This is a genomic window from Leclercia sp. AS011 (assembly GCF_037152535.1).
GTDB lineage: Bacteria > Pseudomonadota > Gammaproteobacteria > Enterobacterales > Enterobacteriaceae > Enterobacter.
Genome location: NZ_JBBCMA010000001.1, coordinates 1331140 through 1354962, shown reverse-complemented (window position 1 = coordinate 1354962; position 23823 = coordinate 1331140). Strand labels below are relative to the sequence as shown.

Genomic DNA, 23823 nt, shown 5'->3' with positions numbered 1-23823 from the left:
ATGCGCCAAATTAATCGCCATCCCACCCCAGGCATGCGGCTGATGCTGGTCATGCTGCCGTTTGTCCTGCTGCTGGCCACCTACTTTTTTGGCTCGGCGGTGCGCCTTGAGGCCAACCCTCAGGACAAGCTGCTGCCCGGCCTGCAACAGATGCTGGATGCGATCTCGCGGATGGCCTTTACCCCGGATAAACGCAGCGGCGAGTACCTGTTCTGGGTCGATACCCTGGTGAGCCTGGCTCGTCTGCTGGTGGGGCTGGGGATCGCCTCACTGATCGGCCTGTGCATCGGCGTCACCGCCGGGGTGTTCCCCCTGTGGCGGGCATCGCTGTCACCGCTGATGACGGTGCTGTCGATGGTGCCGCCGCTGGCGATTTTACCGGTGCTGTTTATCGTCTTCGGGCTGGATGAACTGTCAAAAATCATGCTGATTGTCATCGGCATCACCCCGATGCTGGCCCGGGATCTGGAGCATCGCGCCTGCGAAATCCCGCCGGAGATCCTGATCAAGGCCCAGACCCTGGGGGCCAACAGCTGGACGCTGGTGCTGCGGGTGGTGCTGCCGCAGCTCCTGTCGCGCCTGCTCACCTCCCTGCGCCTGCTGCTGGGTTCCGCCTGGTTATTCCTCATCTCGGCGGAGGCCATCTCCTCGACCGCCGGGCTGGGCTACCGCATCTTCCTCGTGCGCCGCTATATGGCGATGGACGTGATTATCCCCTATGTCCTGTGGATCACCCTGCTGGCGTGGCTGATGGATCTCGCCCTGCGCCAGCTGCACAAAACCTGTTTCCCGTGGGCAGAAGGAGGGAAAGGATGAGTTTTATCACCATCAACAATATCTGGCAGGAGTACGGCGACCATGTGGTGCTGGAGCGCCTGAATCTGCAGATCAACGAGGGGGAGTTCTGCTCGATGGTCGGGGCGTCCGGCTGCGGGAAATCGACCTTTCTGCGCCTGCTGCTCGGGCAGGAGACGCCGAGCCGCGGCTCCATCACGCTCGACGGTAAACCGCTCACCGCCGAGCCGGACAGCCGTCGGGGCGTGGTGTTCCAGCGCTACTCGGTCTTTCCGCACCTCAGCGTGCTGGATAACGTGGCCATCGGCCTTGAACTGCCGCAATCCCCGCTGTTCGGTCGCCTGTTTGGGGCAAAAAAACGCGCCGCCCGTGAGCAGGCCGCACAGATGCTGGAGAAGGTCGGTCTCGGCCACGCGTTGAACAAATATCCCGCCCAGCTCTCCGGCGGCATGCAGCAGCGCCTCGCCATCGCCCAGGCCTTTATCATGCAGCCCCGCGTGCTGCTGCTGGACGAACCCTTTGGCGCGCTGGATCCTGGTATCCGCAAAGACATGCACGCGTTGCTCTTACAGCTGTGGGGCGAAACCCGCATGACGGTGTTTATGGTCACCCACGATCTCTCCGAAGGCTTCAACCTCGGCACCCGCCTGCTGGTGTTCGACAAGGTGCGCCTCGATCCGCAGGCCCCGAACGCCTACGGGGCGCGCATCACCTACGACATTCCGCTCAACGAGACACGGCTCTCGGCGTTGAGCGGTTTGGCTCCCGACAACGTTTATGCCTTAAGGGGTTAACACTATGACGACGACTTTACGTGACGAGATCCTGCCGGGCGGCGGCCACCTCTCCTTTGTGCTCAAGCGCGGGCAGATCCTGCGCATGACCGACCTTGAGGGCGGGGCGAACGTCAGCCTGATGATGCTCAACCCGCACCAGAAGAGCGAGCGCCTGAACCTGCCGGACACCCTCAAGGGCCAGCACACCGCGCGCCTCACCGCCGGACACTGCTTTTACTCCGATATGGGCCGGGTGCTGGCGGGCATTACCGCCGATACCAGCGGCTGGCACGATCCTTTTGGCGGCGTGCTCAACGCCGCCGAAGTGACGGAGAAATACGGCCAGGGGCGCTATCAGGAGCTGCGCAACGGCTTCTTCCGCAACGGCACCGACAACCTGTTGGTGGAGATGGGCAAATGGGATCTCAACCTTGAAGACCTGCTGATGGTGGTCAACTTCTTCAGCAAAGTGACCGTGGATGACCAGGGCCAGTTCAGCTTCCACCGCGACCACTCCCGGCCCGGCAGCTACGTGGAGCTGTACGCCCCGATGGATGTGCTGATGGTGATGACCGCTCTGCAACATCCGATGGATCCTTCCACCGAGTATGCCCCGCGCCCGGTGCAGCTGAGCTGGCGGCAGGCGGAGGACGAGAAGGGGGCCATTAACGCACTCCTCACGCGCCCGGAAAACGACCGCGCCATGACCAACACCCAACTTTTCGCCCTGTAAGGAGCCGCAAGATGACTAATGTCCGCGAAAAACAGCCCCAGGAGGCGACCTTCCGCCACGTGATCCCGGCTGGCGAGCCTTATCTGTTTGAAGTGAAAAAGGGCCAGACCCTGCGCCTGCTGGATCTGGAGGGCAACCAGGCGGTGGATACGCTGTTTTACAGCGCCGATAACCCGCGCGAGCGCTACGACGCCCAGCGTACCCTGCGCCGGCAGAACAAGGCGTATCTCACCAGCGGCAGCGTGCTGTATTCCAACCTCGGCAACCCGCTGCTGACCATCGTGGCCGACACCTGCGGGCGGCACGACACGCTCGGTGGGGCCTGCGCCCAGGAGAGCAACACCGTGCGCTACGCCCTGGACAAACGCCATATGCACAGCTGCCGGGACAACTTCCTCTGCGCCTGTCTGCACGACGGTCGTCTGCAAAAGCGCGATATCGGGGCCAACATCAACTTCTTTATGAACGTGCCGGTAACGCCAGAGGGCGGGCTGACCTTTGCCGACGGCATCTCCGCGCCGGGCAAATACGTCGAACTGCGCGCCGAGTGCAACGTCATCGTGCTGATCTCCAACTGCCCGCAGCTGAACAACCCCTGCAACGGCTGGAACCCGACCCCTGCGGAGGTGCTGGTATGGAACTGACGCCAAACCGCTGGCAGCGCCTGCGCCAGATGCTCTATCGCCTGTTTGAAGTGCGCGCCGGACGGATCCTGCCGTAAACGTTTTTTCCCCGTGGACGACCATGCGGTGAGCCAATTTTCGGCGGGACGACCCGCCACGATTGAGTCTGAACTATGTTGACGAAACTCCTGATTGCCAACCGCGGGGCGATTGCCTGCCGCATCCTGCGCACGCTGCGCGCCATGAACATTAGCGGCGTGGCGGTCTATTCCGAGGCGGATATCAGCAGCCTGCATCTGCGCGAGGCCGACGAGGCCCTGAGCCTGGGCGACGGCCCGGCGGCGAACACCTATCTGGTCAGCGACAAAATCATCGCCGCCGCCAAAGCCAGCGGCGCTCAGGCCATCCACCCCGGCTACGGTTTTCTCTCGGAGAACGCCGCCTTTGCCGAAGCCTGCGAGGCCGCGGGGATCGCCTTCGTCGGCCCCACGCCGGAGCAGCTGCGTCTGTTTGGCCTGAAGCACACCGCCCGGGCACTGGCGAAAGCGCACGGCGTGCCGATGCTGGAGGGCACCGACCTGCTGGCGGACGTGAACGAGGCACTCAAGGCGGCGGAACAGGTCGGCTACCCGGTGATGCTGAAAAGCACCGCGGGCGGGGGTGGGATCGGTATGCGCGTCTGTTATACCGCAGCGGAACTCGATGATGCCTTCGACGCGGTGGTGCGGCTGGGGAAAAACAATTTCAGCGATGCGGGCGTGTTTATTGAGAAGTACATCGAGCGGGCGCGTCATCTCGAAGTCCAGCTGTTTGGCGACGGCAAAGGAGAGGTAATTGCCCTCGGCGTGCGTGACTGCTCGGTGCAGCGCCGTAACCAGAAGGTGCTGGAAGAGACCCCCGCGCCGAACCTGCCGGACGGGATGGCGGACGCGCTCTGTGCGGCGGCAATTAAACTGGGTAAAGCGGTCAACTACCGCAGCGCAGGCACCGTGGAGTTTGTCTACGACAGCGACGCCGCCCGGTTCTACTTCCTCGAGGTAAATACCCGTCTGCAGGTGGAGCACGGCGTCACCGAGCAGGTGTGGGGCGTGGACCTGGTGCGCTGGATGATCGCGCTGGCGGCCGCAACCCTGCCTCCGCTGGCTGAGCTGCACGCTGGCCTGAAACCGGACGGGCACGCCATTCAGGCGCGGGTGTATGCGGAAGATCCGGGCCGTCAGTTCCAGCCTTCGCCCGGCCTGCTCACCGAGGTGGTGTTCCCGGCGGATGACCGCCGCAACCTGCGCATCGACACCTGGGTCGAGTCCGGCTGCGACGTGCCGCCATTTTTCGATCCCATGCTGGCAAAAATCATCGCCTGGCAGCCCACCCGGGACGCGGCCATTGCCGCCCTGCATAGCGCCCTGGGTGATACCCGCCTGTACGGCGTGGAGACCAACCGCAGCTATTTACAGCAGATTTTAACCTTTACCCCGTTCGCCAGCGGCGAGCCCTGGACCCGCTGTCTGGAAGGGCTGCGCTACCAGGCTCATACCCTGGAGGTGCTCAGCCCCGGCACGCAAACCACGGTGCAGGACTACCCAGGGCGCACCGGCTACTGGGCCGTGGGGGTGCCGCCATCCGGGCCGATGGACAGCCGGGCGCTGCGTCTCGGCAACCGCCTGTTGGGCAACGACGACCGCGCCGCCGCGCTGGAGATCACCCTCATCGGGCCGACGCTGAAATTCAACTGCGATGCCCAGCTGGTGGTGACCGGGGCGGAGATCGCCCTGACCCTGGACGGCGAGCCGCTGGAGAACAATCGGGTCTTTAGGGTCTACAGCGGCATGACGCTGCGGATGGGAGATATCACCGGCGACGGCGTGCGCAGCTATCTGTGCCTGAAGGGCGGATTTAACGTCCCGGATTACCTCGGCAGCAAAAGCACCTTTACCCTCGGGCAGTTTGGTGGCCACGCCGGACGCGCCCTGCGTACCGGCGACGTGCTGCACATCTCGCCATTAACCGCGCCCAGCCCGGAGCAGGCGCTGCCCCAGGCCTTGCGTACCACGCTGGCGGCGGTGCGCGAGCTGCGGGTGATCTACGGCCCGCACGGCGCGCCGGAGTATTTCACCCCGGAATACATGCAGACCTTTTTTGCCACCGCCTGGGAAGTGCATTTCAACTCCAGCCGCACCGGCGTGCGCCTGATCGGGCCCAAACCCGAGTGGGTGCGCGACAGCGGCGGCGAGGCGGGGCTGCACCCGTCAAACATCCATGACAACCCCTATGCCATTGGCGCGGTGGATTTTACCGGCGACATGCCGGTGATCCTCGGCCCGGATGGCCCCAGCCTGGGCGGGTTCGTCTGTCCGGTCACTATCATCGAAGCCGATCTGCACGCGGTCGGGCAGCTGAAAGCCGGGGATAAAGTGCGCTTTGTGCCTGTCGACATTGCCACCGCCCGCCGTCTGGCCCAGGCGCAGGAGGCGCAGATCCACAGCCTGCATCCGCAGAACCTGGACTGGCAGCCAGCCGAGATCGCCTCGCCGGTGGTGCTGGAGCAGGGGCAGGCCGATAAACGGCTGGTGGCGCGTCTCTCCGGCGATACCCACCTGCTGCTGGAGATTGGCGATCCGGAGCTGGATCTGGTCCTGCGTTTTCGCGCTCACGCCCTGATGCAGACGCTGGAAGCAAAGGCGTTAAGCGGCGTGATTGACCTGACCCCGGGGATCCGCTCCCTGCAAATTCACTACCAGCCGGAGGCGCTGAACCTGACCGCGCTGCTGGAGGTCATCGCCGGGCTGTGGCAGAGCGTTTGCGAGCAGGATTCGCTGGAGGTCCCGTCGCGCGTGGTCTGGCTGCCGCTCTCCTGGGACGATCCGGCCTGCCAGAAAGCCATCGACAAATACATGACCACCGTGCGTCGGGACGCCCCCTGGTGTCCGAGCAACCTTGAATTTATCCGCCGCATTAACGACCTGGCGAACGTCGACGAGGTCTACAAAACGGTATTCGACGCCAGCTATCTGGTGATGGGGCTCGGGGATGTTTATCTCGGCGCGCCGGTGGCGACGCCGCTGGATCCGCGCCACCGGCTGGTCACTACCAAGTACAACCCGGCGCGTACCTGGACGGCAGAGAACTCGGTGGGGATCGGCGGGGCCTATCTGTGCGTCTACGGCATGGAGGGGCCGGGCGGATATCAGTTTGTCGGGCGCACATTGCAGATGTGGAGCCGCTATCACGCGGTAGAGGATTTCGGCGGTAAGCCGTGGCTGCTGCGCTTTTTCGACCAGATCCGCTTCTATCCGGTCTCTGCCGGGGAGCTGATCACCATCCGTCGCGATTTCCCGCTGGGGCGTTATCCGCTGCGCATCGAGCACACCACCCTGAAGCTGGCAGAGTATCAGCAGTTTCTGGCTGACGAAGCCCAGGGCATTGAAGCGTTTCGCACCCATCAGCAGGGGGCGTTTAACGCCGAGCGTGAGCGCTGGATCGCCAACGGTCAGGCGCATTTCGACAGCAGCGACGTGCTGGCGGAGGAGGGCGAAGACGCTCCGCTCCAGCCGGGACAGGCAGGCATCGACAGCCCGGTCTCCGGCAATCTGTGGCAGGTGAGCGTTGAGCCCGGTCAGCAAGTCCGCGAGGGCGATGTGCTGGTGGTGCTGGAGTCGATGAAGATGGAGATCCCGCTGGTGGCCTCGCAGGACGGGGTGGTCAGCCAGGTGCGCGTCCAGCCGGGCTCCCCGGTACGGGCGGGTCAGTGTGTGGTGGTTCTGGAGAAAACAGCATGATGCATCCTTTTGATTTACGTCTCGACGTACTGGCACAGGCCTACCGCGAGGGCCGCTTCACGCCGCGGGAGGTGATTGCTACCCTGCGCGAGCGGGCGCTGGCGCTGAACCCTGAGTTCAATGCCTTTATTCATCTCCTCACCCCAGAGGAGCTTGAGCCGTACCTTGCTTCGCTGGACAACGCGTCGCCGCAGACCCTGCCGCTCTACGGTGTGCCTTTCGCCATTAAGGACAACATCGATCTGGCGGGGATTGTCACCACCGCCGCCTGTCCGGCGTTTGCTTACCTGGCGGAGCAGGACGCGACGATTGTGGCCCAGCTGATTGCGCTGGGGGCGATCCCGCTCGGGAAAACCAATCTTGACCAGTTCGCCACCGGCCTGAACGGCACCCGCTCGCCCTGGGGTATTTGCCGCAACAGCGTTAACGCCGACTACCCGGCAGGGGGATCCAGCTCCGGCTCGTCCCTGGCCGTGGCGCTGGGGCTCGCCAGCTTTGCCCTCGGCACCGACACCGCCGGAAGCGGGCGGGTACCGGCATCGCTCAATAACCTGGTCGGGCTGAAAGCGACCAAAGGGCTTATTTCCACCGGCGGGGTGGTACCGGCCTGTCGTACCCTTGACTGCGTGACCTTCTTTACCGCCACCGCCGCCGAGGCCAGCCAGCTGCTGGCCCTGACGGCGGTGAAAGATCCGCGCGACGACTACAGCCGCGCCAATCCGGCCTGGAACGGGGCACAGGCGTTCGGCGTTCCAGAAAAAGGTTTTCGTTTTGGCGTGCCGGACCGGCTGGAGTTTCTTGGCTGCGAGGAGATCGAGGCGCTTTATCACGCTGCGAAAAACCGCTTAATAGCCCTCGGCGGCATCCCGGTGCCCCTCGACTTCGCCCCGTTTTTCGCGGCGGCGACGCTGCTGTACGACGGCCCCTGGGTGGCGGAGCGTTATCACCTTGCCGGGAAACTGATCGAGCAGCAGCCGGAGGCGGTGCTGCCGGTGATCCGCGACGTGCTGCGCAAAGCCCCCGGCTTCGACGCGGTGGCGGCCTTTGATGCCCAGTACAAACTCCAGCATTTCAAAACCCTGTGCGACGGGATCATGGCCGATCTGGACTGCGTGTTAACCCCGACCTATCCGCGCCCGGTGACCCTGGCCGAGCTGGCGGAGGAGCCGGTAAAGCGCAATTCCGAGCTGGGCGTTTATACCAACTTTATGAACCTGCTGGACTATGCCGCCGTGGCGGTGCCTGCGGGCTTCATGGCCAATGGCCTGCCGTCAGGGGTGACGCTGTTTGGCCGGGCCTTCACCGATCAGTATCTGCTCAGCCTTGCCGGGGCGTTACAACGTCACCAGCAGCTAGCCCTGCCGGGCGGTCGGCAGATTCAGACCGATGAGCCCGCCGCCGTCGCCACGCACGATCGCCTGTCGGTGGTGGTCTGCGGGGCGCATCTCGACGGCCTGGCGCTGAACCACCAGCTGCGCCAGCGCGGGGCCACCCTCCGCGAGACCACCCGCAGCGCGCCGCACTACCGGCTCTATGCTCTGGCCGACGGGAAACGCCCCGGCATGGTGCGCGACCGCGAACAGGGGGCGGCCATCGCCGTTGAGGTGTGGGAGTTGCCCCACACCGAAGTGGGATCGTTTCTCGCCGGGATCCCGGCACCGCTGGGGCTGGGCAAAGTTGAGCTGGAGGACGGGCGCTGGTTAACGGGGTTTATCTGCGAGGAGTATGGGTTGCAGGGGGCTCGTGATATCACATCGTATGGCGGCTGGCGGGCATGGATCGCCTGATCAATAACGCAAAACTGTCATCTCTCCTGAGCATTTTCTGGGGAGTTTTGCCCGTTTGCTACAGGTGAACAGGTAAACGAAGAAAAAGCGTATTTTCCTGCGTTACAGAGGGGGTAAAGCCATGGTGCAGATAAAACTGTTTTGCCGGGTTTGAAAGGGCATGAACCATCACCGCCCGAACGCCAATATTCTCAGCGACACGGCAGATGCGCAATACTGCATCATGCAGTAAATCTGCGCCAAGGCCTTTGCCGTGAAAACGGGTATCAACAGCCAGTCGCGCCAGAATAATCACCGGGACAGGATCGGGCATATTGCGTTTCAGGCTACCGGTTGCGATGGCATGCGTTACGCTACCGGTAGCAAGCGAGTAAAAACCTACGACTTGTGAAGAGTGCTCCCTGCATACCACAAAAGTCCTGGCTGCACCGAGAGACTGATTTTTTAATCCCCGGTTTCTAATCCATTCATCCAGGACAGCCTCTCCACAGTAGAACTCAGAAAGAATATGGGTTGCATTGAGTGGCGTCGGCGCTGTTATTTTTCCCACTGCGGTTTTCTCGCCAGAAGTGCATCTAAAGCAGGATTCGCCGTCAGGGGTGCATCCAGCATATCGATAAATTCAGCGTATTGCGCATCATTGAGGTTGAACATACGCTGGTCAAGAATAACGTTTTCAGCAGCCTGACAGGCCATTTCCAGTATAAAATCTGTACGGGTTTTATGGAGAATACCGGCTGCTGTATCGATCAGCGCGCGCTGCGCTTCTTTTGCCCGGATGTTGAGCTGAACGTCAGATTTCATAATGTGCTCCTGTATAGCAAATGATATACATATTCTATACCCTTCGTATAGCAATCGCTATACGGAAATCTTTTCAGAAGTCTTAGTTCGACTGAACATGAGCGCAGCCAGTGGGTCGCACTGGCTGCCTGCCGTTAACGGTAAAGCGGCTTCTCCGCCACCGGGATCAGCAACGTGGACTGCCAGTCCGCCAGCGTCAGCTGCGCCAGCTGTCCCAGCGTCTGGTAGAACGGGTGACCCGCGTTATCGACGAACACCGTGAGAAAACGGCTGCTCCACGGCAGCAAATGCCAGGCCAGGAGCTGATCCCGCTCCGCGTTCCGACCGTTTTCCGCCAGCCATGCGGCCAGCAGCAGCAGGGTGCCAAAGTGATCTTCCGGTTCGTTCTGCGCCATCTCAAAGACGATGCCGTTGTCGCGCATCCACTGGCGCAGCGCCAGGGTGGAGTCGCCGAACAGGACAGACTCACGATCCAGCCAGACCGAACCCCATGGCGGTGCAGGCAGTGCCCAGGGGCCGATAAACAGCCGCTGCCAGGCATCGGGGAGCGGTTCGTCAGCCTGCTGGCGCAGGGCGTCGGCGAGGAGAGCTAACTGCCCGGGCGGCAGCGGCCAGTCCTGCTGCCAGTCGCCCTGGGTCAGGGCCGTCACCAGCGGAGCAGCCTGTTCGCTGTCCGGTGCGAAATAAAAGAGTGCGCCCAGTACCCGGGCGGTAAATGCAAAACCTTCATTCATTACTGCATTCCTTGAACGGCGCGGGTTGCCCCGCGCTGACAAATTATCCGGCAATCGCCATACCTACGGTCATATGCAGGCCGTAAAAGACGCCGCGGCCAATAAGTTCTCCGGCTACCACCAGCAGCAGGCCCAGCGTGAGCCCCGGTAAGGTGGGAACCTTACGACGCACCAGCGCGCACAGCCAGCAGCCCAGCCCGGCTGCCAGCAGTATGATACGCCACACCTGCAGGGAACCATAATCCGGTACCAGGGCGTTGGCCTGCTGAACGGAACTGTGGATCGTCCCGAGATCCTGACTTTGCAGAACCACCGTCGCCGCGCTGGCCAGCAGCGCCACCACGGAAATCCCCGCCGCCACATGGGCATTAAAATGCGCCTTCGCCAGCCGCATCAGCAGGGCGGCAAACAGCGGGCCGCCGAGCAGCATCGTCAGGAAGAAATTCAGGGTGGTGTAGCCGTTATGCCAGGTGGGAACCGTATCAATCTGATAGACGCGGGTCATCGCCCAGACAAACACCAGCCCCAGTACCATGCTCAGCACCAGCCAGATCTTGCCCAGCGCTGCGGGCATTTTGCCGAGCACGGCGACCAGCCACCAGAAGCCGCCGACGGCGAAGAACAGCGCTCCGCTGGCAATCTCGTTGCTCAGGCCGGAGGCACCGACCCGATTGAGCGAGTTAAAGGCGCGCAGGGGCGAGCCGAGGTGCAGCACCGAGGCGACAAAACCCACCCCCATCACCAGCCACAAAAAGAACATGCTACGCACCAGGCGGTTGCGCGCCATCGGATCGTGCTCGCGCAGCCAGGCGCCGCCCGCCACAATCAGCGCCCCGGCGACGCACTGACCAAAGACCGTAAAAATAACCAGCGGCCATTCATGCCATCCATTTCCCATCTCACACCTCCTGCGGATTGGCCAGATAGCCGGTGGTATCACCCGTGGGTCGGCTGTTGGCATTGGGTTTTATCACGATACTCGGCTTTGTGAAGTGCGCCGAGGGCAGCGGGGCGACGGCGGCCAGCTTGCCGTGTTTCTTACGCAGCTCCTCAATCGGGCCGAAGTCCAGCGCCCGCAGCGGGCAGGATTCAACGCAGATTGGCTTGTGGCCCTCTGCCACGCGCTCGTGGCAGCCGTCGCACTTGGTCATATGCCCTTTGGCGGCGTTGTACTGCGGTGCCCCGTACGGGCAGGCCATGTGGCAGTAGCGACAGCCGATGCAGACCTCTTCATTCACCACCACAAAGCCGTCCTCACGCTTGTGCATCGCCCCGCTGGGGCAGACTTTGGTGCAGGCCGGGTCCTCGCAGTGGTTGCAGGCAATCGACAGATAGTAGGCAAACACGTTCTGCTGCCAGACGCCGTTGTCCTCCTGCCAGTCGCCGCCCGCGTACTCGTAGATGCGGCGGAAGCTGACGTCCGGAGTCAGGTCCTTGTAATCCTTGCACGCCAGCTCGCAGGTTTTGCACCCGGTGCAGCGGCTGGAATCAATAAAAAATCCATACTGAGTGGTCATCGGTTAATCCTTATGCCTTCTCGATTTGCACCAGATTGGTGTGCTGTGGGTTGCCCTTCGCCAGCGGCGACGGACGGTGGGTGGTCAGGGTGTTCATGCAGGCCCCGTGGTCAACGCGGTCGCCCTGCATATTCGCCTGATGCCACGCCCCCTGGCCCATGGCGCTGACGCCGGGCATGATGCGCGGTGTCACTTTGGCCGCAATCCGCACTTCGCCGCGGGTGTTGAAGACCCGCACCATATCGCCGTTTTTGATGCCGCGTGCCCGGGCATCCACCGGGTTGAGCCACACCTCCTGGCGGCAGGCGGCCTGTAACACGTCCACGTTGCCGTAGCTGGAGTGGGTGCGGGCTTTGTAGTGAAAACCGAACAGCTGCAGCGGGAACTGGCCGCGATCGTCCGAGTCCCAGCCTTCGAAGGTGGAGGCATACACCGGCAGCGGGCTGATGGTCTCATCCTCCTGCAGCTCCCAGGTGCGGGCGATCTCAGCCAGCCGGCTGGAGTAGATCTCGATTTTGCCCGACGGGGTTTTCAGCGGATTGGCCTCGGGATCGTCACGGAATTTTTTGTAGGCCACGAAGTGACCATTGGGATCTTTCCGCTTATAGATGCCCATCTCTTTGAGCGCTTCGTAAGAGGGGAGCTGCGGATCTTTCGCCACCATTTTGGCGTAAAGATACTGCAACCACTCCGCCTGGGTGCGGCCCTCGGTAAAGCGCTGATGGATATCCGGCCCGAGGCGTTTCGCCACTTCGCTCATGATCCAGTAGATGGGTTTACGTTCGAATTTCGGCGCGGTCACCGGCTGGAGGAAGATCAGGTAGCCCATATTCCCGGCGTAATCGTTGGGAATGATGTCCTCCTGTTCGACGGTCATCAGGTCGGGCAGCAGCAGGTCGGCATATTTCGCCGACGAGGTCATAAAGTTGTCGATCACCACAATCATTTCGCACTTACTCTCGTCCTGCAAAATGTCGTGGGTTTTGTTGATGTCCGAATGCTGGTTGATGATGGTATTGCCCGCGTAGTTCCAGATGAACTTGATCGGCACGTCGAGCTTCTCTTTGCCGCGTACCCCGTCGCGGGTGGCGGTCATCTCTGGCCCGCGGGCGATGGCGTCGGTCCAGCTGAAGCAGGAGATCTGAGTTTTGACCGGGTTATCCGGCAGCGGCATCCGCTCGATGGTGATGGTGTAGGTCGACTCGCGCGCGCCGCTGTTGCCGCCGTGGATCCCGACGTTGCCGGTAAGGATCGGTAGCATGGCGATGGCGCGGGAGGTCAGCTCGCCGTTGGCCTGACGCTGCGGTCCCCAGCCCTGGCAGATATACGCCGGTTTAGCCGTGCCGATCTCCCGGGCCAGCTTGATGATGCGGTCGGCGGGGATGCCGGTGATGGCCGCGGCCCAGTCCGGGGTTTTAGCCGTGGCGTCCTCGCCGTGGCCCAGAATGTACGCCTTGTAATGGCCGTTGGCGGGGGCGCCTTCCGGCAGCGTTTTCTCGTCGTAACCGACGCAGTATTTGTCGAGGAACGGCTGGTCGACGAGGTTTTCGTTAATCAGGACCCAGGCAATACCGGCTACCAGCGCCGCATCGGTGCCCGGACGGATGGGGATCCACTCATCTTCGCGCCCGGCAGCGGTATCGGTATAGCGAGGATCGATGACGATCATGCGCGCATTCGAGCGTTCGCGCGCCTGTTCCAAGTAATACGTAATCCCACCGCCGCTCATGCGCGTTTCCGCCGGGTTATTGCCGAACATCACCACCAGCTTGCTGTTTTCGATATCGGAGGTGCTGTTGCCGTCGTTACTGCCGTAGGTGTAGGGCATGGCGCAGGCGATTTGCGCCGTGCTGTACGTGCCGTAATGGCTGAGGAACCCGCCGTAACAGTTCATCAGACGCGCCACCAGAGAGGCGTAAGGCGAGGAGCGGGTGATGTTGCCGCCGACAATTCCGGAACTGTAATTAATGTAGACCGCTTCGTTGCCGTATTTAGCCACCACGTCACGCAGGCTGGTGCTGAGCAGATCCAGCGCCTCGTCCCAGCTGATGCGCTCGAACTTGCCTTCGCCGCGTTTGCCGACGCGCTTCATGGGGTAATTCAGCCGGTCGGGATGGTTAATGCGTCGACGGATCGAGCGCCCGCGCAGGCAGGCGCGCACCTGATGGTTGCCGTAAATATCGTCGCCGGTATTGTCCGTTTCGACCCAGTAGACCTCATCGTCCCGCACGTGCAGCCGTAGCGCGCAACGGCTGCCGCAGTTTACCGAGCAGGCACCCCACACCACTTTATCCGGGCCGGACTGTAGGGAATGGTTAAGTGCCGCAGCGGCGGGACGTAAACCGAAGGGTAATGACAGGCCACCGGCGGCCAGCGCAAGCGATCCGATGGCGGTAGATTTGACGAGGGTGCGGCGGCTGATCCCGCCGCTTTGCGCATTATCTGACATGGCTCACTCCATTCTGTTCTTTTCGAGGAACGTTTTAGCCGTGATTAGGATCAGGCTAACGGAGTGGGAGTGTTACCTATTAAGGGGGAGATAATATTAATGTATATCAAAACAGAGGGGATTCCCCCGCCGAAGCGGGGGAGCGCGTTTACTGCGGTTCGCGCGGTGCCGGGGCCTGATTGCCGCCGCCGCTCACCGGATAGTTTCCGCTGCTGGTGCGGGTGTAGAGGATTTTTAGGGTGTCATTGGCGCAGTGCCCGACCACTTCGGCATCGGGTTTATCGGCCTGATCGTTCGGCACGATGTTCAGCATAAAGCCGCTTTCCGGTACGCCGTTATTGATGATGCGCTGCTGAATATCGCTTTTGATTCGCTCGCAGTTATCGGGTGCCGCCAGCGCGGCCGGGGCAACGCCCGCCAGCAAAAGTGCAGTAATCCAGGGTAACCGTTTCATATCTGCCTCCTTACGACTGTGTGTGACTATAATAATAGCTAATGTAAACGGTTGTATTTGCTAATATGACTGGGAATTATCTTCATCTATCGGTAGGTCATGTGAATAAACACGCGCTTGTGCTTCTCCTGGCGGGTCTGTTGGCAGGGTGTGACAACACCACCGCGCCGCTGTCGTTTACGCCTGAGATGGCCAGCTTCTCTAATGAGTTTGATTTTGATCCGCTCCGCGGGCCGGTGAAGGACTTTAGCCAGACGCTTTTCAATGAAAAAGGGGAAGTGGCGAAGCGCGTCAGCGGTAAGCTGTCTGCAGAAGGTTGCTTTGACAGTCTGGAACTGCAGGATCTCGAGTCGAACTCCGGCATCGCTCTGGTGCTGGATGCCAACTACTATCTCGATGCCCAGACCCAGCAGAAAAAACTGCGGCTACAGGGCAAATGCCAGCTGGCAGAGATGCCTGCGTCGGGCATTTCATGGGAAACCGATGACAACGGGTTTATCGTCAGCGCTCACGGAAAAGATATGGACGTGAAGTATCGCTACGACACCGACGGCTACCCGCTGGGGAAAACCACCGTGGCCGGGGATCAGCATCTTTCCATCCAGTCGACGCCGTCTAAAGATGTTCGCAAACGAATGGATTACTCGGCAGTCAGCATGCTGAACGACAAGCCGCTCGGCAACGTGACGCAAAGCTGCGACTACGATCGACACAATAATCCGGTGAGCTGCGAGCTGACCATCACGGACGATAGCGTCAAACCTGCCGTTGAGCGCAAGTACACCATCAAAAACACGATTGAATATTACTGAGAGTAAAGCCGCGCAGGTTACTGCGCGGTCGGTTTCAGCAGGCTGGCGCTAGATGGTTTGTGTCCGGCCAGGTGCTGATGCTGGAAGATGCACATGCGAATGGTATTGCGGTATTCACCGTTGATAAAGAACTCGTGAATCAGCTCACCTTCCACCATAAAGCCCAGCTTGCGGTAAATATGGATCGCTTTCTCGTTCTCTTTGTCCACAATCAGGTAAAGCTTGTAGAGATTCAGAACGTTGAATCCGTAATCCATTGCCAGCTTCGCCGCGCGTGAGGCGAGGCCTTTTCCCTGATGCTCAGGGGAGATGATGATCTGAAACTCCGCCCGACGGTGAACATGGTTGATTTCAACCAGCTCCACAAGACCGGCTTTTTTGCCTTCACACTCCACCACAAAACGACGTTCACTCTGATCGTGAATATGCTTATCGTAGAGATCGGACAGCTCGACAAAAGCCTCGTAAGGCTCTTCAAACCAGTAGCGCATTACGCTGGCATTGTTGTCGAGCTGGTGGACAAAGCGCAGGTCTTCACGCTCCAGCGGACGGAGTTTTACGTCACAGGGCGTCGACATTATGGGGCTACCGTGCGGCCAGTACGACGATCCAGACAGCGCAGGGTGTTCGGCTCCCAGTAGGCGTTCACGTTGGCGCTCTGCTGGCACTTATCCCGCGCATCAAAGGCCACATCCTCTTTATCCCACTCTTTTTCCGCGCGGGTATTCACCTTATGGCGCAGGTTGCGGGTGTCGTTCCATTGCTCTTTATCCATGGCGGCATTTTGACGGCTCTGGGCGCTGTCGCCGGATTCAATAATCAGTTTGCTGGTGTTGGCGGAGACTGGCGCGACGAAGACCGCGGCCAGCAGGGCGACCAGACAGAGGCGTGTGCTCATTTTACGCATAGCGATTTCCTTATGAAGGGTGGAAATTCGACATCCCACCGCAGATTCTGTAACTGTCCATTATACGGGCAAACCCACATCAGGCATGTGGAAAGGATCCTTTCACATTCGGGTATGATACCGCATCACTCTTCGGACAACGTTAAATATGTTTAAAACAACTCTGCTCTTTTTTGCCACCGCGCTGTGCGAAATCCTTGGCTGCTTTCTGCCCTGGCTGTGGCTGAAAAAAGGCGCGTCGGTGCTGCTGTTGATTCCCGCAGGCATTGCTCTGGCGCTTTTCGTCTGGCTGTTAACGCTGCATCCCGCGGCCAGCGGACGGGTCTATGCCGCCTATGGTGGCGTGTACGTCTGCGCCGCGCTGCTGTGGTTAAGAGTGGTGGATGGCGTGAAGTTAAGCCCGTATGACTGGGCTGGCGCGGCGGTGGCGCTGTGCGGAATGCTGATCATCGTGGCAGGCTGGGGGCGCGCTTAAGCGCGCCATTCTGTGATCGAGCGAGGGTTTTTTGATCTTCATACTTGTATGGTAGTAGGGTTGTTGCGTAAATTTCCTGCATCACAAAACCAGATGTAAGGAATCAAAAAATGAAGATTGTAGGGGCTGAAGTTTTTGTCACCTGTCCAGGGCGCAACTTTGTCACGCTAAAAATCACCACCGATGAAGGGATTGTCGGCCTGGGTGATGCCACCTTAAACGGCCGCGAACTCTCCGTGGCCTCGTACCTGAAAGACCATCTCTGCCCGCAGTTAATTGGCCGTGATGCCCACCGTATCGAAGATATCTGGCAGTTCTTCTACAAAGGCGCCTACTGGCGTCGCGGCCCGGTCACCATGTCAGCCATTTCGGCCATCGATATGGCGCTGTGGGACATCAAAGCCAAAGCCGCCAATATGCCGCTGTACCAGCTGCTCGGCGGAGCCTCCCGTGAAGGGGTGATGGTTTACTGCCACACCACCGGCCACACCATTGACGATGTGCTGGAAGATTACGCCCGCCATAAAGAGATGGGATTCAAGGCTATCCGCGTGCAGTGCGGTGTGCCGGGAATGAAAACCACCTATGGCATGTCTAAAGGGAAGGGGCTGGCGTATGAACCCGCCACCAAAGGCAACTGGCCAGACGAACAGCTGTGGTCAACCGAAAAGTACCTCGATTTTACCCCGAAATTGTTTGACGCCGTGCGCAGCAAGTATGGCTTTAATGAACACCTGCTGCACGACATGCACCACCGCTTAACGCCGATCGAAGCCGCACGCTTCGGTAAGAGTATCGAGCAGTACCGCATGTTCTGGATGGAAGACCCGACCCCGGCAGAGAACCAGGAGTGTTTCCGCCTGATCCGCCAGCACACGGTTACGCCGATTGCCGTGGGCGAAGTGTTCAACAGCATCTGGGATTGCAAACAGCTGATCGAAGAGCAGCTGATCGACTATATCCGCACCACCATCACCCACGCGGGTGGCATTACCGGGATGCGGCGGATTGCCGATTTCGCCTCGCTCTACCAGGTGCGTACCGGCTCGCACGGTCCGTCGGATCTCTCCCCGATTTGCCACGCGGCGGCGCTGCACTTTGACCTGTGGGTGCCGAACTTTGGCGTGCAGGAGTACATGGGCTATTCCGAGCAGATGCTAGAGGTCTTCAACACCAACTGGACCTTCGAAGACGGCTATATGCATCCTGGCGATAAGTCGGGCCTGGGCATCGAATTTGATGAAAAGCTGGCCGCCAAATATCCCTACGATCCCGCCTATCTGCCGGTTGCCCGTCTGGAAGACGGCACGTTGTGGAACTGGTAAAGGAGCAGAAGATGAAAAGTATCGTTATTCAACAACCGAATACGCTGGTGATCGAAGAGCGTCCGTTACCGACACCCGCCGCGGGCGAGGTGCGCGTAAAGGTGAAGCTGGCCGGGATCTGCGGTTCCGACAGCCATATCTATCGCGGCCATAATCCCTTCGCTAAATATCCGCGCGTTATCGGCCATGAGTTCTTTGGCGTGATTGATGCCGTAGGTGACGGTGTCGATACCGCCCGTCTGGGGCAGCGCGTCTCGGTGGACCCGGTGATCAGCTGCGGCCACTGCTACCCGTGCTCGGTCGGCAAACCGAACGTCTGCACCTCGCTGGTGGTACTGGGCGTCCATCGCGACGGCGGCTTCAGTGAGTACGCCGTGGTCCCGGCCAAAAATGCCTGGGTAATCCCGGACAGCATCAGCGATAAGCACGCGGTGATGGTCGAGCCGTTCACCATCGCGGCCAACGTCACCGGCCATGCCAGCCCGACGGAGCAGGATGTGGCGCTGATCTATGGTGCCGGACCGATGGGGCTGGTCACCGTCCAGGCGCTGAAAGGCGTCTATAAGGTGAAGCAGGTAATTGTGGTCGACCGCATCGACGAGCGCCTGGCGATGGCCCAGCGCAGCGGGGCGGACTGGGTCATCAACAATGGCAACCAGTCGCTACCGGCACTGCTTGAAGAGAAGGGCATCAAGCCGACGCTGATTATCGATGCCGCCTGCCATCCCTCTATTCTGCAGGAAGCCATTACTCTGGCCTCACCCGCGGCGCGCATCGTGCTGATGGGCTTCTCCAGCGATGCGAGCCAGATCGTGCAGCAGGGGATCACCGGCAAAGAGCTGTCGATTTTCTCCTCCCGTCTGAATGCCAACAAGTTCCCGGTGGTGATCGACTGGCTGGAAAAAGGGCTGATCGATCCCGACAAGCTGATTACTCACGCCTTTGAGTATCAATGCGTTAAAGACGCCATTGAACTGTTTGAGAAAGACCAGCGGCAGTGCTGCAAGGTATTGCTGACGTTCTAATAACGATGAATGCGGTTTAGCGGTACGCATCTTACCCTGTTGAGATAGCCAATATGACTCAAGTACAACATGAAAGATCCACATCTGACCTGATCAAAGCCGCCGTGTCCGGCTGGCTGGGCACCGCGTTAGAATTTATGGACTTCCAGCTTTATTCGCTGGGCGCAGCATTAGTCTTTCACGAGATCTTCTTCCCGGAACAGTCGGCGGCGATGGCGCTGATTCTGGCGATGGGAACCTATGGCGCGGGCTATATCGCCCGTATCGTCGGGGCCTTTATCTTCGGCAAAATGGGCGACCGCGTCGGGCGTAAAAAGGTGCTGTTTATCACCATCACCATGATGGGGATCTGTACCACTCTGATCGGCGTGCTGCCGACCTATGCGCAGATCGGTATCTTCGCTCCGGTGCTGCTGGTGACGCTGCGTATCATTCAGGGCCTGGGCGCTGGCGCGGAAATCTCCGGCGCGGGCACCATGCTGGCGGAGTACGCCCCGAAAGGGAAACGCGGCATCATCTCCTCGCTGGTGGCGATGGGCACCAACTGCGGTACCCTCAGCGCCACCGCGATCTGGGCGGTAATGTTCTTCGCCCTTGACCGTGAAGAGCTGCTGGCCTGGGGGTGGCGCGTGCCGTTCCTCGCCAGCGTGGTGGTGATGATCTTTGCTATCTGGCTGCGTATGAACCTCAAAGAGAGTCCGGTCTTTGAGCAGGTCAACGCCGAAGAGGCACCGGCGCAGGCTGCGGTGCAGGAAAGTACCGTCGGGGCGATGGTGAAGAGCAAATCGTTCTGGCTGGCAACCGGGCTGCGTTTCGGCCAGGCGGGTAACTCCGGTCTGATCCAGACCTTCCTGGCCGGTTATCTGGTGCAGACGCTGCTGTTTAATAAAGCCATCCCGACCGACGCTTTAATGATCAGCTCCATCCTCGGCTTTATTACCATTCCGCTGCTGGGCTGGTTGTCCGATAAATATGGCCGTCGTCTGCCTTATATTTTGCTGAATATTTCCGCCATTATTCTGGCTTATCCGATGTTGTCGATTATTGTCGATAAATCGAATACGCCGGGGGTGATCATGACCTCGATTATCGTCATCCATAACTTCGCGGTACTGGGCTTGTTTGCCCTGGAAAATATCACCATGGCCGAGATGTTCGGTTCACGTAACCGCTTCACCCGGATGGCAATTTCGAAAGAGGCGGGCGGTCTGGTGGCGGTAGGTTTTGGTCCGGTACTGGCGGGGATCTTCTGCAACATGACCGGCTCCTGGTGGCCTATTGCGGTGATGGTGGTGGTCTACTCCGTTATCGGCCTGATCTCAGCCCTGCTAATGCCGGAAGTACGGGATCGCGACCTGAGCATCCTCGACGATGCCGCAGAGGACAACTCTGCCGTGCTGGGGATTAACAATAAGCATCGCGCAATGTCCTGATGCCTGAAGACTCTCCTGCTAACGCAGGGGAGTCTTTTTTTATCTCTCGCAAAACAACAGCGCTATTACGCACTCACTCAGGGAAGCATCGGGAATTAACTGGATTTTTTTCAGGTAAGGAAACTGTATGTCTCGTGCAAAGAAAAACATCACCATTCCGGTGAGTATTGGATATGGATTGACCGATATTATGGGCGGCGGTGCTTTTACCGTCATTGGTGCCTGGCTGTTATTTTTCTACACCACCTTTGTAGGTTTATCGCCGATGGAAGCGGCATCCATTGTGGCCATCGCCCGTATTGTCGACGCGATAGTCAGCTTGTTTATGGGCAGCTTAACCGACCACTTTTATAAGAACTACTTTGGTAAGAAGTTTGGCCGCCGGCGCTTTTTCCTGCTGATCGGCGCGCCGCTGATGCTGGTGTACGCCTTGCTGTGGCTCAATGGGATGAGTTATGGGTTTTATCTGGCGGTCTATCTGGCGTTCGAAATTATTGCCGCCATGGTATTGATCCCGTGGGAAACCCTGCCGTCAGAGATGACCAAAGAGTTTAACGGCCGCACCAAACTGTCTACCTGTCGCATGTTCCTGTCGGCATCCGGCACCTTTCTGGCGACCTTTATCCCAGGGTTGCTGATCGGCTATTTCGGCGAACAGAGTGCCAATGCCTATCTGATTAACGGCGTGATCTTCGCGGTGCTGTTCATGGTCTGCGTCTTTATCTCGTGGAAAGTGACCTGGGAGCGAGAGCTCACCCCGGAAATGCAGGTCGAGCTGGAAAAATCCGCGCTTCCCGGCAGCCTGGCTGACAAAGTTTGTGCCGTTGGCGAGTTGTTTAAATCCTACGCCTCGACGCTGAAAATCCGTGCTTTCAGAAAGCATCTGGCTATCTATCTGCTGTCATTCACCGGCAAAGATGTTTACAACACCGTGTTTGTCTTCTTCTGTGTCTACTGCCTGAATGTCTCGTCTTCGCTTGCGGGGAGCCTGCTGTCGATGAGTATCGTCGGCCTGCCGGTAACGCTGATTGCCGGATTCGGGATCATCAAGTACGGTCCGGCCCGACTGTACGTTTTCGCCTATCTGGTGATGATGCTGTGCCTGGCCGGTTTCCTGGCGGTGTACCAGATCCCGGCGCTGAATACCGTGTTTACGTTGTTCCTGCTGGCCGGACTGTATCAGGTGGGCCGCTGCGTGCTGGAGTTTACCCCGTGGAACGTCTTCCCGTTCATTCCGGATATTGACGAGATGGTCAGCCGTCAGCGTCGGGAAGGTCTGTTCGCCGCAGTGATGACTTTCTCGCGTAAAACCACGGTTGCCATCGCCACCTTTGTGGTCGGCTTTCTGCTGCAAACCGGTGGTTTCGTGAAGGGGAGTCAGGTTCAACCGCCGGAAGCAATTCACACCATCGCTATGCTGATGTTTATCGGCACCGCCGGGCTGCTAATTCTCGCCCTCTGGCAGGCGCTGACCTTCCGTCTGAACAAGCAGACCCACCAGATCTTCGTGGAAGAGGTCGAGCGACTACGTGCCAATGGGTCAAAAGTAGCGGTTGAACCGCACGTACGGCGCATAGTGGAGGATCTGACCGGCCATAACTATGACACGCTCTGGACTGAATCGACTCCAGCCATGGCCCAGCCGCGTGAGAGCGCTACCCCTGCCGGGTAAGTGGTTTACAGCATTTTAATGCTGTCACACAACTTGCAATTGATGTCACACCAGATGGTGAAAAGTTAACGTAAATCAATATCGACATATCAACAATCAGTATGGTTAACGGCAGAGAATTTGTTATGCCATCTACCATTCTAGTTGGGTTAGTAAGCCGGGCGGAATGGCAATACCGGCCCGGATTCATCGCTTAATCACATTAACGAGTACTATCATGAAAAATCCGTTATTACATGCGCAAGCCACGCTTCCTCACTACAACCGCGATGCCCTGCAGTCCCGCATCGTGCATCTGGGTTTTGGTGCCTTCCACCGCGCCCATCAGGCGGTGTATGCCGATATGCTGGCAGCAGACCACGGCAGCGACTGGGGATACTGCGAGGTCAACCTGATTGGCGGTGAGCAGCAAATCGCGGATCTTAAGGCCCAGGACAACCTCTATACCGTCGCTGAAATGTCAGCCGATGCCTGGACGGCGCGGGTGGTTGGGGTGGTGAAAAAAGCGCTGCATGCCCAGGTGGATGGGCTGGAAGCGGTGCTGGCGGCCATGTGTGAACCCCAGGTGGCGATCGTCTCCTTAACCATCACCGAGAAAGGCTACTGCCACGCGCCTGCGACCGGCCAGTTAATGCTGGATCACCCAGCGATCGTCGCCGATCTGCAAAATCCCCATCAGCCGGTCTCCGCCGTAGGCGTGGTGGTGGAAGCGCTGGCCCGACGTAAAAACGCCGGTCTGCCGGCCTTTACCCTGATGTCCTGCGACAATATGCCAGAGAACGGCCACGTGATGCGCAATGTCACCTGCGCCTATGCGCGGGCGGTCAACCCTGAGCTGGCCGGGTGGATCGAAGCCAACGTCACCTTCCCGTCCACCATGGTCGACCGGATTGTGCCTGCCGTTACCGCCGACACGCTGAGCAAAATCGAGCAGATCACCGGCGTGCGCGATCCGGCGGGGGTGGCCTGCGAGCCGTTCCGTCAGTGGGTGATTGAAGATAACTTTGTCGCCGGGCGTCCGGCGTGGGAGAAAGCGGGGGCCGAGCTGGTGGCCGACGTGATCCCGTTCGAGGAGATGAAGCTGCGGATGCTCAACGGCAGCCACTCGTTCCTGGCTTATCTGGGCTATCTGGCGGGCTACCAGCACATCAATGACTGCATGGAAGACGCGAACTACAAGCGCGCCGCCCATGCGCTGATGCTCAACGAGCAGGCCCCAACCCTGAAAGTCACCGGAGTGGATTTAGGCCGTTACGCCGATCTGCTGATCGAACGCTACAGCAACCCGGCACTGCGCCACCGCACCTGGCAGATTGCCATGGACGGCAGCCAGAAACTGCCCCAGCGTATGCTGGACTCCGTGCGCTGGCACCGGGTGCATCAGAAGCCGTTCCCGCTGCTGGCGCTGGGTATTGCTGGCTGGATGCGCTACGTCGGCGGCGTGGATGAGCGCGGTGACGCCATTGAAGTATGCGATCCGCTGCTGCCGGTGATTCAGGCGGCGGTGCAGGGCAGCGCGGAAGGCGAAAGCCGCGTGAAAGCCCTGCTGGGAATTGAAACCATTTTCGGTCAGGAACTGCCGCTGGACGCGGTATTTGTTGACGCGGTGATGAGCGCCTATTCCGCCTTGCTGAACAACGGGGCGAAAGCCACCGTGGCACAATACGCGGCACAGATCTAACGTTGTCCTCATGCTGCCGTTAACGGCGGCATGATCTTATCTCCA

Annotated in this window: 22 protein-coding genes; 13 read left to right on the top strand and 9 right to left on the bottom strand. The window is 59.8% G+C overall.

Going from position 1 to position 23823, the window contains the following annotated elements; translation table 11 throughout:
- The 6 genes from WFO70_RS06280 to atzF all read left to right on the top strand — a co-directional run bounded on the left by WFO70_RS06280 (window position 1) and on the right by atzF (window position 8490).
- Window positions 1-816, top strand: coding sequence for an ABC transporter permease (locus WFO70_RS06280; protein WP_337015201.1), 816 nt, complete (start codon window positions 1-3; stop codon window positions 814-816).
- Entirely contained in the window at window positions 813-1589 is a 777-nt protein-coding gene (locus WFO70_RS06275; protein ID WP_337015200.1) for an ABC transporter ATP-binding protein, read from the top strand. Before WFO70_RS06280 ends, WFO70_RS06275 begins: the two co-directional genes overlap by 4 nt.
- Before the next feature lie 4 nt (window positions 1590-1593).
- Window positions 1594-2304: an urea amidolyase associated protein UAAP1 gene (locus tag WFO70_RS06270; RefSeq protein ID WP_337015199.1), complete on the top strand. Its 711-nt coding sequence runs from the start codon at window positions 1594-1596 to the stop codon at window positions 2302-2304.
- A gap of 11 nt (window positions 2305-2315) precedes the next feature.
- Window positions 2316-2948, top strand: coding sequence for an urea amidolyase associated protein UAAP2 (locus WFO70_RS06265; RefSeq protein ID WP_337015198.1), 633 nt, complete (start codon window positions 2316-2318; stop codon window positions 2946-2948).
- Between the two features lie 152 nt (window positions 2949-3100).
- Entirely contained in the window at window positions 3101-6703 is a 3603-nt protein-coding gene (uca, locus tag WFO70_RS06260; protein ID WP_337015197.1) for an urea carboxylase, read from the top strand.
- Window positions 6700-8490 (top strand): allophanate hydrolase, encoded by a 1791-nt coding sequence (gene atzF / locus WFO70_RS06255; protein ID WP_337015195.1) that lies wholly within the window; start codon window positions 6700-6702, stop codon window positions 8488-8490. Before uca ends, atzF begins: the two co-directional genes overlap by 4 nt.
- A 58-nt stretch (window positions 8491-8548) precedes the next feature.
- Here the strand turns inward: atzF and WFO70_RS06250 are convergent, their stop codons facing one another.
- The 7 genes from WFO70_RS06250 to WFO70_RS06220 form a co-directional block, all read right to left on the bottom strand.
- A complete protein-coding gene (locus WFO70_RS06250; protein ID WP_337015194.1) occupies window positions 8549-9040 on the bottom strand; it encodes a GNAT family N-acetyltransferase in 492 nt (163 codons plus the stop codon).
- Window positions 9028-9294 (bottom strand): type II toxin-antitoxin system TacA family antitoxin, encoded by a 267-nt coding sequence (locus WFO70_RS06245; RefSeq protein WP_337015193.1) that lies wholly within the window; start codon window positions 9292-9294, stop codon window positions 9028-9030. The genes WFO70_RS06250 and WFO70_RS06245 overlap by 13 nt, the downstream gene beginning before the upstream one ends.
- Window positions 9295-9428: 134 nt before the next feature.
- On the bottom strand, window positions 9429-10028 hold the full coding sequence (dmsD, locus tag WFO70_RS06240) for a Tat proofreading chaperone DmsD (protein WP_337015192.1): 600 nt from the start codon (window positions 10026-10028) through the stop codon (window positions 9429-9431).
- 43 nt (window positions 10029-10071) lie between these two features.
- Window positions 10072-10926, bottom strand: coding sequence for a dimethyl sulfoxide reductase anchor subunit family protein (locus tag WFO70_RS06235; RefSeq protein ID WP_337015191.1), 855 nt, complete (start codon window positions 10924-10926; stop codon window positions 10072-10074).
- Window position 10927: 1 nt separating this feature from the next.
- The gene (locus WFO70_RS06230) at window positions 10928-11545 is read right to left on the bottom strand and encodes a DMSO/selenate family reductase complex B subunit (protein ID WP_337015190.1); all 618 of its coding nucleotides are present in this window, start codon (window positions 11543-11545) and stop codon (window positions 10928-10930) included.
- A gap of 10 nt (window positions 11546-11555) precedes the next feature.
- Window positions 11556-13994 carry a selenate/tellurate reductase subunit YnfE gene (gene ynfE, locus WFO70_RS06225; RefSeq protein WP_337015189.1) on the bottom strand — a complete coding sequence of 813 codons (2439 nt, stop codon included), beginning with the start codon at window positions 13992-13994 and terminating at the stop codon, window positions 11556-11558.
- Window positions 13995-14142: 148 nt separating this feature from the next.
- Window positions 14143-14448: a DUF1161 domain-containing protein gene (locus WFO70_RS06220; RefSeq protein WP_337015188.1), complete on the bottom strand. Its 306-nt coding sequence runs from the start codon at window positions 14446-14448 to the stop codon at window positions 14143-14145.
- 101 nt (window positions 14449-14549) lie between these two features.
- On the opposite strand from WFO70_RS06220, the gene WFO70_RS06215 reads away from it, so the two are divergent.
- A complete protein-coding gene (locus tag WFO70_RS06215) occupies window positions 14550-15260 on the top strand; it encodes a YnfC family lipoprotein (RefSeq protein WP_337015187.1) in 711 nt (236 codons plus the stop codon).
- A 17-nt stretch (window positions 15261-15277) separates the two neighbouring features.
- Here WFO70_RS06215 and speG read toward each other — a convergent pair whose 3' ends face one another.
- Together speG and WFO70_RS06205 are read right to left on the bottom strand one after the other, a co-directional pair.
- Window positions 15278-15838, bottom strand: coding sequence for a spermidine N1-acetyltransferase (speG, locus tag WFO70_RS06210; RefSeq protein ID WP_337015186.1), 561 nt, complete (start codon window positions 15836-15838; stop codon window positions 15278-15280).
- Window positions 15838-16167 carry a DUF1283 family protein gene (locus tag WFO70_RS06205; protein WP_337015185.1) on the bottom strand — a complete coding sequence of 110 codons (330 nt, stop codon included), beginning with the start codon at window positions 16165-16167 and terminating at the stop codon, window positions 15838-15840. Before WFO70_RS06205 ends, speG begins: the two co-directional genes overlap by 1 nt.
- A 148-nt stretch (window positions 16168-16315) precedes the next feature.
- Between WFO70_RS06205 and WFO70_RS06200 the strand changes: the two genes are divergently transcribed.
- The 6 genes from WFO70_RS06200 (at window position 16316) to WFO70_RS06175 (ending at window position 23778) form a co-directional block, all read left to right on the top strand.
- Entirely contained in the window at window positions 16316-16642 is a 327-nt protein-coding gene (locus WFO70_RS06200; protein ID WP_337015184.1) for a YnfA family protein, read from the top strand.
- Window positions 16643-16752: 110 nt separating this feature from the next.
- A complete protein-coding gene (manD, locus tag WFO70_RS06195; protein WP_337015183.1) occupies window positions 16753-17967 on the top strand; it encodes a D-mannonate dehydratase ManD in 1215 nt (404 codons plus the stop codon).
- Window positions 17968-17978: 11 nt separating this feature from the next.
- A complete protein-coding gene (locus WFO70_RS06190; protein WP_337015182.1) occupies window positions 17979-18992 on the top strand; it encodes a Zn-dependent oxidoreductase in 1014 nt (337 codons plus the stop codon).
- 53 nt (window positions 18993-19045) lie between these two features.
- Complete coding sequence (locus tag WFO70_RS06185; protein WP_337015181.1) at window positions 19046-20425, top strand: MFS transporter; 1380 nt, start codon at window positions 19046-19048, stop codon at window positions 20423-20425.
- Window positions 20426-20552: 127 nt separating this feature from the next.
- Window positions 20553-22097, top strand: a complete 1545-nt coding sequence (locus tag WFO70_RS06180) for an MFS transporter (RefSeq protein WP_337015180.1) — start codon at window positions 20553-20555, stop codon at window positions 22095-22097.
- Window positions 22098-22314: 217 nt separating this feature from the next.
- Window positions 22315-23778, top strand: coding sequence for a mannitol dehydrogenase family protein (locus tag WFO70_RS06175; RefSeq protein ID WP_337015179.1), 1464 nt, complete (start codon window positions 22315-22317; stop codon window positions 23776-23778).
- Window positions 23779-23823 lie beyond the last annotated feature (45 nt).